Here is a 12434-nt window from a genome sequence, read left to right as displayed (position 1 = left end):
CGTGTTCACCTTCCCGAAGCTATCGGCAACCACAGCCCCTCAGCGAGGCCGCGACGACGTCCAGTGCCGCCCGCGCGGGGTCCTGGTCGGCGCCGTCGGACATCAACGCGAACACCAGGACCCGGCCGTCCTCGTCCAGCACTACCCCTGCCAACGTGTGGACGCCGGACAGAGTGCCCGTCTTGGCGCGGACCCACCCCTTGCCGGACCGGGAGTTCGGGGCTTCGTAGCGGTCGGCGAGGGTGCCGCTGCCGCCTGCCACCGGCAGCCCGGCCAGCATCGGGCGCAGCTTCGCGGTGCGCGGGTCCTTCCCGTCCGGTCCCGCGGCGACGGCCAGCACCTGCGCGAGCAGCTTCGCCGGGACGCTGTTCTGCGGGGACAGTCCGCTGTTGTCGCTCAGCTTGACCTGCGAGACGTCGAACCCGTTCTGCGACAGCACGGACAGGGTCGCCTGCGCGGCGCCGGCGAACGACGCGTCGGCGCCGGTCGCGACGGCCGTCATCCGGCCGATCGCGTCCGCGAGCGTGTTGTCCGAGGCCTCCAGCGCGTGCGCGATCAGTTCGCTCAGCGGCGCGGACTTCACCTCGCCGAGCACCTTCGCGTCCTGCGGCGCCGTCGCCTGGCCGGACGCGGTCGCGCCGAGGCGCTGCGCGAACGTCTGCAGCACGGTGTTCGCCGGCTGCGCGACCCGCACCGAGTGGTCGTTCGTCGGGTCGGTGAGGCCGCCGTCGAGCATCACCGGGGTCATCGCGGCGGTGTAGATCGGGGCGTCGTCGGGCGCCCAGCCCGGCGCGGTCTGCGCGCCGGACCAGATCGAGGTGTCGATCTGGACCTTCTTGATCGTGCCGCCGCTGGCCTGCTTGACCTGGGCGACGAGGTCGTCGAGGTGGGCGGCGCCGGCGTACACCGACTGCTGCCCGGCGGGCAACGAGGACAACGTGATGTCCCCGCCCGCGACGATGACAGCGGTGTCCGGCGAAGAGCCCTGCACGACCTTCGTGCTCAGCTGCGTGCCCGGGTCCATCGCGAGCAACGCCGCGGAGGTGGTCAGCAGTTTGGTGGTGGACGCCGGGGTGCGGAACTGGCCGGAGTTGCGGTCCCACAGCAGTTCGCCGGTCGCCGGGTCGATCACGGCGCCGGTGAGCGTGCCCAGCGCGGCATTCGCGGCCGGGCCGGCCAGCGCCGAGGACACCCCGGACGACGTCGGTTCCGGCGCCGACGCGCTGGGCGCCTTCAGCGAGAGGGCCACCGGCACCGGCTCCGGGCTGTCGCCCTTGGGCAGGTTCGGCGCCCACGGCAGGCCGAGCCGGTTGGAGACGTACGGCGTGGCCAACGCGGCGCCCACCGCGATGACCAGCACCAGCGCCACGATGCTGCTGATCAGCACGCCCTTGCGGCGGCGCTTCGGCTCCGGCTCGGGTTCGGCGGGCGGTTTCTCATCCCCGGTGGTCGCCTCCGCGGGGTGAATTTCGCCGCTGGGCTCGATGCGCATCGGCTGCACCGGCGGGACGGCCGCGGGCGGCACCGGCTGCGACGGCTCCTGGTTCGGCGCGGGCTGCGGCCGGGACTGCGCCGGTTCGGCAGGCTGCTGCTGGGCGGGCTGCTGCGGCTGCTGCGCTGGTTGGGCGGGCTGCGGCCGGGGCTGGGCCGGCTCGGCGGACTGCTGCGGCTGCGGCCGCGGGACCTGGTGCGGCTCGGTCTCCTGCTCCGGCACCTGCCGCAGGTCGATGACCTGCGTGCTTTCCGCGTCCGGCTTGGCCGCCGGGATGAACTGCGTCTTCTCCGCGTCCCGCTCGGCAGGCACGAACAACGTCGGCGATTCGGGCAGGGAAACCTTGCCGGGCACGGGCAGCTGGGCCGTGGCGCCGCCGTCAGCGGAACTCTCCCCGCTGCTGACGTCGGTGTCTTCGGACGGCCACTCTGGCTGTTCGTTGCTCGGCACGCACCCCTCCTCCAGACCGGCGACACACCGCGGGCAAACTCACTGTTGTCAAGACGACATCGGTGCGACTTCCCAACGGCGCGTGGTCCACACTAGTGAGAACAAGTTAGCGAAACCGTAAGCCGCCGGTACCGGCGGGAAAAGACGAGGTCAGCGAGGACGCCGTGGAGTTCGACGCCACGATCGAAATCCCCAAGGGGGAGCGCAACAAGTACGAGGTGGACCACAAGACCGGTCGCATCCGCCTGGACCGGACCCTGTTCACGGCCACCCAGTACCCGGCCGACTACGGCTTCATCGACGACACCCTTGGGCAGGACGGCGACCCGCTCGACGTGCTGGTGCTCGTCCAGGAGCCGACGTTCCCGGGCTGCCTGATCCGCTGCCGCGCGATCGGCATGTTCCGGATGACGGACGAGAAGGGGCCGGACGACAAGGTCCTCGCGGTGCCGTCCGACGACCCGCGGCTGGAGCACCTGCGCGACATCCACCACCTGAACGAGTTCCACAAGCTGGAGATCGAGCACTTCTTCCAGGTCTACAAGGACCTGGAGCCGGCCAAGAGCGTCGAGGGCTCGCAGTGGGTGGGCCGCGCCGAGGCGGAGGCCGAGATCAAGCGCTCCTACCAGCGTGAGATCGACCGGCTCGCGAAGGAGGCCGCCGAGGGCGGCGAGCACCACTGAGTGCGGACAAACGAAAGCGCCCCTTCCCCGCACGGGGAAGGGGCGCTTTCGTTTGTGCTCAGGCCCGGTAGCCGGGGATCGGGTACGCGGCCAGGAGGTCGCGGACCTCGCCGGCGATCTTGTTGATCGCGTCCTCGTCGTTCGCGGCGGCCGCGGCGATCGAGCGGTCGATCCACTCGGCGATCTGCGGCTGGTGCTCCGGCGTGAGCCCGCGGGTGGTGATGGCCGCGGTGCCCAGCCGGATGCCGGAGGGGTCGAACGGCTTGCGCGGGTCGAACGGCACCGTGTTGTAGTTCAGCTCGATGCCGGCGCGGTCCAGCGCCTGCGCGGCCGGCTTGCCACCGATCTGCTTGCTGGTCAGGTCGACCAGCAGCAGGTGGTTGTCGGTGCCGCCGGACACCAGATCGAAGCCGCGCTCGATCAGGGCCTCGGCCAGCGCCTTGGCGTTCGCCACGATCGCGTGGGCGTAGTCGCGGAACTCCGGCTTGGCCGCCTCGCCCAGCGCGACGGCGATGGCGGCCGTCGTGTGGTTGTGCGGGCCGCCCTGCAGACCGGGGAACACGGCCTTGTCGATGGCCTTCGCGTGGTCGGCGTCGGTCATGATCATCGCGCCGCGCGGGCCGCGCAGGGTCTTGTGCGTGGTGGTGGTGATGACCGGCGCGTGGCCGACCGGCGACGGGTGCGCGCCACCGGCGACCAGGCCGGCGATGTGCGCGATGTCGGCCACCAGCACGGCGCCGACCTCCTTCGCGATCTCCGCGAAGGCCGGGAAGTCGATGGTGCGCGGGATCGCGGTGCCACCGGCGAAGATCAGCTTCGGGCGGTGCTCCAGCGCCAGCTCGCGGACCTGGTCGAGGTCGACGCGGCCGGTCTCCTTGCGCACGCCGTAGCGGACCGGGTTGAACCACTTGCCGGTGGCCGACACCGACCAGCCGTGGGTGAGGTGGCCGCCGTCGGGCAGCGCCATGCCCATCACCGTGTCGCCGGGGCTGGCGAACGCGAGGTAGGCGGCCAGGTTCGCGGGCGAGCCCGAGTACGGCTGCACGTTGGCGTGGTCGACGCCGAACAGCGCCTTGGCGCGCTCGATCGCGAGCCGCTCGACCTGGTCGATGAACTGCTGGCCCTCGTAGTACCGCTTGCCCGCGTAGCCCTCGGAGTACTTGTTGGTGAGGACGGAGCCGGTGGCCTCCAGCACCGCCTGGGAGACGTAGTTCTCGGAGGCGATGAGGCGGATTTTCTCCGCCTGGCGGCGCGCCTCGTCCTCGACGAGTCCGGCGATCTGCGGGTCGGCAGCGGTGAGCTCGGGGATGGCTGGCTGGTGCGTCATCTTCCTACTCCTGACACTGGCCACACCCAGGCGCGCGGTGCCGGCCTCGTCGGTCGCTTCCCGGTGGTGCTCCACCTCTACGGCGCCAGTCGCAAGTTGCTGTGCGCCCAGCTTAGTCGACGGGTGCGACACCTTCCGCGTGCCGCCGCGCGAGCTGCTGGTAGATGGCCGCGTTGTGGTCGACCCAGCCTCTCGCGGAGTCGGTCAGCGGCACGAACTTCTTGGCCGGGCTGCCCATCGCGATGACCTCCGGCGGCACCTGGGTGCCGGGCGTGACCGTGGAGCCGGCGGCGATCAGCGCGCGCTCGCCGATCACCGACTGGTCCAGCACGGTCGAGCCGTTGCCGATCAGGGCCTGCTCGCCGACCGTGCAGTCGTGCACGAGGCACATGTGGCCGACGGTGACGTTGCGGCCGATCTCGCACACGCCGGTGTTCACGTGGACCACGGAGTTGTCCTGGATGTTGGCGCCCTCGCGCACGATGATCTTGCCGAAGTCGGCCCGGAGCACCGCGCCGTACCAGATGGAGACGTCCTTTTCGATCACGACGTCGCCGATCAGGGTCGCGGTGGGCGCGATCCAGGCGTCCGGGTGCACGGTGGGGCTCACGCCCTCGAAGGAGAACAGAGGCATACCCGGAACCTTAGGGCAGGCAGAGCGACTCGATCTCCTCACGGAGGGTGGCGAACGGGCGCCGCCGGACGCGCTGCTGCACGACCGCGCCGAGCAGGTAGGACATCAGGGCACGGGCGCGGGCCCGCGGGTCGATGACGCCGACGTCCGCCAGCAGTTCGGTGAGCAGTTCGGTGACCGACCGGAGCATCGCCTCGATCGCCTCCGGGTGGTCGGCCCTGCTGACGGCGATCCAGTACTCGAACCAGAGGAACGCGGAGTTGGGGCGCTCGGTGAAGGCGTCGAGGTAGGCCTCCAGGACCGCCCACAGCTTGTCCCGCGGGTCGTCGTGGCGGGCGGCCACCCCGCGGAGGTCGTCGAGGAACGTCGTGACGTGCGCGGCCATCGCGCGGTCGACGAGCACGTCGGTGTCGCTGAAGTAGTAGTGGATCGCGCTCTTGGTGAGCGGGCTCGCGTCGGCGATGGCGCGGGCGGTGCACCCGGCGAGCCCGTCCCTGGCCAGCACCTGCCGGGCGGCTTCGACGATCTGCTCCTGCTTGGCGAGCTGGTTCGGCGAAAGCCGCTCGCGCTGCCCCGGCGGGGTGACGGTCACTGCGGTGTCCTCCTGGAACGACGAGGACGCCCAGCCTAACCTTCGGGACCGCTGTCCTGAACGGCCCCCGGGTGCTCGTCCCGGGGGCCGTCCGGACGGGTGCGCGTCACAGACCCAGGATGTCCAGCAGACCGCCGTCATCGTCCTGGTCGGCGTACGTGCCGTCGTGGTCGGCGTGCGTGCCTTCCTCGGCGGCCGCGGCGGTGGCGCTGTACGACGCGCCGTCCGGGCCCGCCGTCGCCGACACCTGCTGGTAGGCGACACCCTCGTGCTCCTCGACGGTGTCCGCGGAGGCGATCCCGGCGGCCCCGAGCGTCAGCGGCAGGGCGATGGCGCCGGCGGCGACAGTGCGAGTGATCATGCGCATTCTCGATCGTCCTTTCTCTACCGACGAGCGGTAGATGAGGCGTTTTCTCCTTGCGCGAAGCCGTTTTCGGCCTCACCGGGTGGCTTGCCGGTGATCGCCGGGACTATTCGCGGCCGCCGGTGTGTCGAGCGTCACCGGAAGTGCCGGAGCGGTTACGTTGCGAGCATGAGGATCGCTCGCGTCTGGTTCGGGCTGCACGCCCTGGTGGTGCTGACCGGCGTGGTCACACAGCTGTTCGTCACCTCGGGCGTGATGGGCGGCCGCTACGAGTCCGCGGCCGCGCGGATGGCCAACGTGTTCGCCTACTTCACGATCCAGTCCAACCTGATCGTGGGATTCACGAGTCTGCTGCTGGCGATCCGTCCACTGCGGACGTCCACAGTGTTCCGCACCCTGCGGCTGGACGGCGTGCTCGCGATCGCGATCACCGGCATCGTGTTCCACCTCGTGCTGGCCGACCTTCAGGACCTCACCGGTTGGGCGTGGGTGGCCGACTTCCTGTTGCACACCGCGTCCCCGCTGCTCGGGGTGCTCGGGTGGCTGCTGTTCGGGCCGCGCCGCGCGGTCACCCCGCGGATCATCGGCTGGTCGGTGGTCTACCCGGTCGCGTGGGTGGCGTTCACGCTGGTCCGCGGCGCGGTCGACGGCTTCTACCCGTACCCGTTCATCGACGTGACCGCGCTCGGGTACGGGCGGGTGGCGGTGAACTGCCTGGTGATCGCGGTGCTGTTCCTCGCGCTCGCGTTCGGCGCGATGCTGCTCGACCGGCTGCTAGGGCGTGGCCTCGACGACCCGGACGAGCCCCGTCTCCGGCGGGACGTGCAGCACCGCCCGGCCGAATCCGGCCGCGAGTAGCGCCGCCTCCGCCTCGGCCGCACCCGTGAAGTGCAGGTGCACCTGCCCGCGCACGAACGCCGACAGCGCCCGGACGAACGCCCGCACCGCGAAGTCGGAAGTGGCCAGGTGCAGGTCGGACAGGTACCGGCCGCGCTCGAACCGGCCCAGCGCCCTGGCGAAGCGCGCCCACATCGCCCGCACCGCCGGCTCGTCGAAGTAGTTGACCAGCCCTTCGGTGACGATCACCAGCCCGCGGGCCGGGTCGAGGTCGGCCACCAGCCGGTCCAGACCGGTCTCGTCGAGGACGTCCAGTTCGGCCACGCGGTGCCCGGGCCCGGTCGGAAGCGCGCCACGCAGGGTGCGGCGTTTGCGCTCGGCCATGTCCGGCAGGTCCGCTTCGAGGTAGATGAGGCCGGGGTGGCGGCGGGTGAAGCGCCAGCCGCGGGCGGACAGCCCGGCCGCGATCTCGACGACCTGGGTGATCCCGTCGCGCTCGACGGCGTCGGTGAGGAGCCGGTCGATCAGGCGGTGCCGGGCCAGCAGGAAGCCGTCGAGCGTCGGCCCGCCCAGCGCGCCGCTGGCTGCCATCAGCGGCCGCAGCAGCCCGTGCAGGACGCGTCCCTCGGCGGTGGCGAAGGCGGGGTCGGAGAGCCCGCTGCGCACCCACACGAAGCCGGTGTAGTGGGCGGTCGGACTGATCGTCTCGGAGCGGCGGGCCATGGCCGGAGAGCCTAGGCCGGAAACGACGTCGGGGGCCCTCCGAGTGGAGAGCCCCCGACCGTTGCCGGAGCCGCCTAGGGGAATCGAACCCCTGACCTGCTCATTACGAGTGAGCCGCTCTGGCCGACTGAGCTAAGGCGGCAACACGAACTAGTGTAGCGGCCCCGTTCGCGTCACTTCAGCACCCCCCGCGTCGTTAGGCTGTGCGACGCCGGTCACTCGAAGATCGGCCCGGTCGTACTGGGAGGACCTTCCACATGCGTCGACGCATGCCTCGCGCGCTGGCGCTGCCGGTCGCCGCGGCCGTGCTCGTCCTGTCGGCCACGCCCGCCGTGGCGCAGAGCACGATCCCCACCACCCCGACCCCGCAGCCGGCCAACCCGGGGCAGCCACCGTTCGTCGGCCAGGAGGGTCCGCAGCCACTAGGCCACGCGGTCGCCGACGCGGCCGCCGCGCTCGGTGTGCTGCGCCTGCTGCCGAACTCGGTCCCGACCAGCACGATCCTGCCCGGCTACGGCGAGCAGCTGCCCAAGCAGTCGGCGCTCGAAGCCGGGATGGGCCTGTCCAGCGCGCAGGCGAACTCCGAGGCGCTGCTCAGCTACGAGAAGTCGATCGCCCAGTCCTCCCCGCTCGGGCTCGCGATCGGCGGGAACGCGCCGCAGGCGCCGGGCAGCCTCGTGCAGACCGCGCTGCCGGACAACGAGAAGCCGCTCACCGGCGGCCTCAACGCGCCGGAGAACCCGCTGCTCAACGTCGGCCTGCTGAACGGCAAGGTGCACGCCCGCTACAGCCCGACGCTCGGCCCGTGCGTCGGCACCATCGCCGACGCCAGCACCTCCCTGGCGAGCCTGTCGCTGCTCAACGCCATCCCGTCACTGCCCAACCTGCCGATCGACGGCCTCGACCTGCAGAACGTGCAGCTGGCCGACGGTTTCGACCCGGCGCAGGGCCTGCAGACCCTCGGCGGCCTGCTCAGCGGCGGCAACCAGACCAAGGCCGACGGCACGAACTCCGTGCTCAGCCTGCCGAACACGCTGTCGTCGCGGTCGGTGGTGCAGCTGGTCGACATCCCCGGTTCGCCGAACAAGGCGGTCCAGTCGGTCTCCACGCTGCAGGCCGCGGACATCGAGATCCTCAAGGGCACCCCGCTGGAGCTGACGCTGAAGGTCGTCAGCCAGCCGACCCTGAAGGTCACCTCGACCGGCGACGAGAAGACCTCGAAGGTCGAGTACACGGCGCCGGTGATCACGATCGAGCGGCAGGGCAAGGTGCTCTACACGCTCGACGCGACCAACCCGACGAAGGACATCCCGATCGGACTGCCGCTGTCCGGCCTGTCCCAGCAGTTCGGCCCGCTGGAGGACCTGCCGGTGGTCGGCGGCCTGGTCGCCACCGCGCAGAAGGGCCTGCAGCAGGTCTCGGACACCGCGGGCAAGGTGCTCGACCTCGGCGTCCTGCGGCTGAGCATCGCCGAGCTGACCCAGAAGGGCCAGAACCTCACCGACCCGTTCAAGGGCTACCAGCTGGGCGCCTCCGCCCGGCTGCTGGACCTGCAGATCCTGCCGACCGCCGGGCTGAAGGACCTGCTCCCGGCCGGCAGCGACGCACTGCCGTCGTCGCTGGCGCAGCTGTCCCTCGGCGAGCAGATCGGGCGGGCGTACGCGCCCGAGGGCGGTGTCGTGTGCGGGACGACGACCACGCCGCCGCCGGGCAACGCGGCTCCCCCGGCCGGGCCGCAGAAGCTCGCCTACACGGCCGGCGCCTACTCGGCGGTGCCGATGTTCTGGACCGGCACGGCGATGCTGCTGCTCGGGGTCGTGCTCGTCGCGGCGTTCCCGGCCCGGAAGCGGTTGAAGGCGGTGCCGGTGAAGCCGTCACCGCGGCCACGGGACTGACGTACTGAGGAAGGGGCGGTGCCGCAACCGGCGCCGCCCCTTCTTCACGCGTCCGTCAGCCGTGGCGCAGGGCCGTCAGCATCGCCTCCACCGCGATCCGCGGCTTGACGTTCCACAGGATCGCTTCGCGGCAGGCCAGCACCGCTTCCAGGCGCTTCAGCGTCGACTCCGCCGTCCACTGGCGGGCGGCCTGCTCGATGTCCTGGGCGTGGTCGGGGTGGTTGTAGCGGGCGTCGGCGCCGCTGACCGCCACCAGCACGTCCCGGTAGAAGCCCGCGAGGTCGACCAGCGCGAGGTCCAGCGTGTCGCGCTGGGTGCGGGTCGCCCGGGACTTCTGGCGCTTCTCCAGCTGCTTGACCGCCGCTTCGGCCGCGCGCTTGGCGCCGGCGACGCCCTTGCCGGTCGCGTCACCGCCCATCGCGTTGCGCAGCTCCGCCTTCTCGGCCTCGTCGCGTTCCTTGCTCTCCTCGGTCGCGTCCGCTTCGGCGGCGGCGATCAGGTCGTCGGCGCAGCGGAACACGTCACCGGGGCGCGACAGGCCAAGCGGGATCCGCAGCACCGCGGCCCGGCGCTTGCGGGCGTTGTCGTCCGTGGCCAGGCGCCGCGCGCGGCCGACGTGACCGCCGCACACCGACGCCGCCCATTCGGCCAGCTCCGGATCGACGCCGTCCCGGTCGACCAGCACGCGGGCGATCGCCTCCGCGGCCGGCGTCCGCAGCGTCACCAGACGGCACCGGGAACGGATCGTGACCGAGATGTCCTCGGGGTGGTCCGACGGCGCGCACAGCAGGAACACCGTCCGCTCCGGCGGCTCTTCGACCGCCTTGAGCAGGGCGTTCGACGCGCCCTCCGTCAACCGGTCGGCGTCCTCGATGATCACGACCTGCCACTGCCCGGTCGTCGGGCGGCGCGCCGCGGCCTGGACCAGCGCACGCATCTCCGCGACCGAGATCGAGAGGCCCTCCGGAATGACCAGGCGCACGTCGGCGTGCGTGCCGTGCATCGCGGTGCGGCAGCCGGGGCACTGGCCGCAGCCGGTGCCGGTGATGCACTGCAGGGCCGCGGCGAACGCGCGCGCCGCCACCGACCGGCCGGAGCCGGGCGGGCCGGTGAGCAGCCAGGCGTGCGTCATCGCCCCCGGTGGCGCGGGCTCACCCGCGACGATCTGCGCCGCCGCCCGCGCTGCCGCGGACAGCACGTCGACGGCGTGGTCCTGCCCGACCAGCTGGCCCCACACCCCGGCCGGCGCGACGACAGCGGTCACCTGGCCTCCACCTCGGCCAGCGGCACCAGTCCGAGCTTGCGCTGGGCGAGCACGGCGGTGACCGCGGTGCGCACCCGGTCGCCGACCTCCTCCGCGGGCCCGTCGGCGTCCACCACCACGTAGTGGTCGGGGTCGGCGGCGGCCATCTCGCTGAGCAGGTTCTGCACGCGCCACTGGTCCTCGACCGAGATCGGGCCGGGCGCGTTCGCGCCGGGGTCGGCGTCCAGCAGCACGGTCACGTCCGGCCGGAGGCGGCCGGTGGCCCAGTCGGCGAGCCCCTCCAGCTCCTTGGCGTCCAGCCCGGCGACGGCGGACAGGTGCGCGAGCGGCGAGTCGACGAAGCGTTCCATCACCACGATCGCGCCGCCGTCCAGCGCCGGGTTGACGTTGCGCTCCACGATGTCGGCACGCACCGCGGCGGCCGCGAGGGCCTGCGCCCGCGCCCCGGACAGCGACGCGTTGCCGATGAGCGCGGCGAGCCGCTCGTCGTCCAGCGCCGGGTCCGCGGCCAGCACCACCGGGCGCGGACTGGCCGACCGCAGCCACTCGGCGAGCTTCGACGCCTGCACGGCGGTGTCCGCGGCCGTGGTGCCCTCCAGCGCGATGAGCAGGCCGTTCACGCGGCGCGGGCGGCGCCGGATCGCGTTGCGCAGGTCGGCCATGATCGGCTCGGACCGGCGCGAGTCCATCTGCCGGTAGGCGACGATGCCGACGACCGCGGCGAGGGCGCCGCCGCCGAGCATCACCGGGCGGGTGCCGTCGATGATGATCGGGTTGCCCCAGACCGTGATCGTCCGCGGCTTCGTCAGGCCGATCAGCAGCGGCACCAGCGAGACCGACCCGAACACGATGATCTTCATCATCGACTGGTAGATCGCGTTGATCCGGCCGCGGATCGCGTCGTCGACCTGCGAACCGATGATCGTCACGCCGGTCAGGAACGCGGCGCCGGCACACGCGCCGACGATCGCGACCGCGATCAGCGACACGGTCAGGTGCGGCGACAGCGCCACCAGGATCAGCGCCAGCCCGGCGAGCACGATCGAGATGCCGAAGAGCCGGTCGTGCGGCAACCGCCGGGCCAGCTTCGGCGCGCCCCCCATACCGGTCGCCAGCCCGATGAACACGGCCACGACCAGCAGGCCCCACGCGGAGTCGCCCGCCAGCAGGCTCGACGAGTACGGCTTGGCCGACCCGACCACCGCGCCGCCCGCGGCGAACGCGCCGGCCGCGCCGATGAGCAGGCCGCGGACCAGCGGTGTGCTCCGCACGTACTTGCCCGCGTCCTTGATCAGGGCGCCCAGCCCGGGCTTGTCCGCCTCCGCGATCGGCTTCGCGGCCTTCTCGGCCTGCTCGTGCGAGATCTCGGCCATCCGCGGCTTGCGGATCGACAACTCCGGGATGCGGGTCAGCACCAGGATCGCGCTGGCCAGGTAGAGCAGCGCGATGAGCACGACGATGACCTTGGCGACGCCGAGCTCGCCGAAGAACCCGGACGGAAGGCCGACCGAGGCCGCGATCCGGGTCACCACGGCGTAGAGGCCGCCCGCGGTGACCGTGGCGAGGCCGTACGTCATCACCAGGCCGAGCTGGTTGGCCGTCTCCACCTGGTCCGGGCGCTTGAGCAGGTTCGGGACCGCCGCCTCCTTGGACGGGATCCACATCATCGCGCTCGCGCTGGCCAGGAAGTTCGCGATGTAGAGCCACCAGGACGTGCCGACGAACGCCACCGACAGCAGGAAGCCGCAGCGGAACAGGTCGGCGACGAACATGACCTTGCGCCGGTCGAAGCGGTCGGCGAGCAGCCCGCCGAGCGGGGCGAAGATCAGGCCGGGCAGCAGCGCGGAGAGCAGGACGCCGGTGAAGGCGAAGTTCTGCGCGGTGTAGTTCGTGGTCAGCTGGGTCGCGAGGCTGGTCAAACCCAGGATGGTGAGCCAGTCCGCGACGCTGCACAGGTAGGTGACGCCCCACAGCCGCCGGAACGGCCGGATCGCCAGGACCCGCCGGGCCCGGTGGATCGTCGAGGCGTCACGCCCTGCCGGCGCCTCACTTCCTGCGCCGGGTTCCACGTGCACGACCTCGCTGATCGGACCCACCCCACTCATTCCCGTGGCGCTGGGGAACCCCTCGCGCGACACAACGGCATCCCCCAACCGTGGGGCCAGGGTAGCTC

Annotated in this window: 11 protein-coding genes, 1 tRNA gene and 1 riboswitch; of the genes, 3 read left to right on the top strand and 9 right to left on the bottom strand. The window is 71.9% G+C overall.

Annotated elements, in window-relative coordinates:
- Window positions 1–19: 19 nt before the first annotated feature.
- Complete coding sequence (gene dacB, locus AMYTH_RS0131665) at window positions 20–1942, bottom strand: D-alanyl-D-alanine carboxypeptidase/D-alanyl-D-alanine endopeptidase (RefSeq protein WP_027933613.1); 1923 nt, start codon at window positions 1940–1942, stop codon at window positions 20–22.
- Between the two features lie 164 nt (window positions 1943–2106).
- Here dacB and AMYTH_RS0131660 point away from each other — a divergent pair, with 164 nt between their 5' ends.
- Window positions 2107–2625, top strand: coding sequence for an inorganic diphosphatase (locus AMYTH_RS0131660; protein ID WP_027933612.1), 519 nt, complete (start codon window positions 2107–2109; stop codon window positions 2623–2625).
- Window positions 2626–2683: 58 nt separating this feature from the next.
- Here AMYTH_RS0131660 and AMYTH_RS0131655 read toward each other — a convergent pair whose 3' ends face one another.
- The 4 genes from AMYTH_RS0131655 to AMYTH_RS0131640 all read right to left on the bottom strand — a co-directional run bounded on the left by AMYTH_RS0131655 (window position 2684) and on the right by AMYTH_RS0131640 (window position 5539).
- Window positions 2684–3952, bottom strand: a complete 1269-nt coding sequence (locus AMYTH_RS0131655) for a serine hydroxymethyltransferase (protein ID WP_027933611.1) — start codon at window positions 3950–3952, stop codon at window positions 2684–2686.
- A 17-nt stretch (window positions 3953–3969) separates the two neighbouring features.
- A riboswitch (ZMP/ZTP riboswitch) is annotated at window positions 3970–4055 on the bottom strand.
- Between the two features lie 9 nt (window positions 4056–4064).
- A complete protein-coding gene (locus AMYTH_RS0131650) occupies window positions 4065–4586 on the bottom strand; it encodes a gamma carbonic anhydrase family protein (protein ID WP_027933610.1) in 522 nt (173 codons plus the stop codon).
- 10 nt (window positions 4587–4596) lie between these two features.
- Window positions 4597–5178, bottom strand: a complete 582-nt coding sequence (locus AMYTH_RS0131645; protein ID WP_017985448.1) for a TetR/AcrR family transcriptional regulator — start codon at window positions 5176–5178, stop codon at window positions 4597–4599.
- A 106-nt stretch (window positions 5179–5284) separates the two neighbouring features.
- The gene (locus AMYTH_RS0131640) at window positions 5285–5539 is read right to left on the bottom strand and encodes a hypothetical protein (protein ID WP_228685038.1); all 255 of its coding nucleotides are present in this window, start codon (window positions 5537–5539) and stop codon (window positions 5285–5287) included.
- 171 nt (window positions 5540–5710) lie between these two features.
- On the opposite strand from AMYTH_RS0131640, the gene AMYTH_RS0131635 reads away from it, so the two are divergent.
- Window positions 5711–6400 carry a Pr6Pr family membrane protein gene (locus tag AMYTH_RS0131635; protein WP_037322828.1) on the top strand — a complete coding sequence of 230 codons (690 nt, stop codon included), beginning with the start codon at window positions 5711–5713 and terminating at the stop codon, window positions 6398–6400.
- Here AMYTH_RS0131635 and AMYTH_RS46050 read toward each other — a convergent pair.
- Window positions 6317–7102: a class I SAM-dependent methyltransferase gene (locus AMYTH_RS46050; protein WP_037322826.1), complete on the bottom strand. Its 786-nt coding sequence runs from the start codon at window positions 7100–7102 to the stop codon at window positions 6317–6319. The two genes, AMYTH_RS0131635 and AMYTH_RS46050, sit on opposite strands and share 84 nt — an antisense overlap.
- Window positions 7103–7170: 68 nt before the next feature.
- Window positions 7171–7244 (bottom strand) — tRNA-Thr (locus AMYTH_RS0131625).
- Window positions 7245–7359: 115 nt separating this feature from the next.
- Here AMYTH_RS0131625 and AMYTH_RS0131620 point away from each other — a divergent pair.
- Complete coding sequence (locus AMYTH_RS0131620) at window positions 7360–8997, top strand: hypothetical protein (RefSeq protein WP_027933607.1); 1638 nt, start codon at window positions 7360–7362, stop codon at window positions 8995–8997.
- Between the two features lie 55 nt (window positions 8998–9052).
- Here AMYTH_RS0131620 and AMYTH_RS0131615 read toward each other — a convergent pair whose 3' ends face one another.
- Both AMYTH_RS0131615 and AMYTH_RS0131610 read right to left on the bottom strand, forming a co-directional pair.
- Entirely contained in the window at window positions 9053–10261 is a 1209-nt protein-coding gene (locus tag AMYTH_RS0131615) for a DNA polymerase III subunit delta' (RefSeq protein WP_027933606.1), read from the bottom strand.
- Window positions 10258–12366 (bottom strand): bifunctional MFS transporter/dTMP kinase, encoded by a 2109-nt coding sequence (locus AMYTH_RS0131610; protein WP_228685036.1) that lies wholly within the window; start codon window positions 12364–12366, stop codon window positions 10258–10260. Before AMYTH_RS0131610 ends, AMYTH_RS0131615 begins: the two co-directional genes overlap by 4 nt.
- Window positions 12367–12434: the final 68 nt, after the last annotated feature.

The organism is Amycolatopsis thermoflava N1165 (assembly GCF_000473265.1).
Classification (GTDB): Bacteria; Actinomycetota; Actinomycetes; order Mycobacteriales; family Pseudonocardiaceae; genus Amycolatopsis_E; species Amycolatopsis_E thermoflava.
Note: the sequence above shows the minus strand (reverse complement) of the source record. Positions and strands in the feature narration are given on the sequence as shown.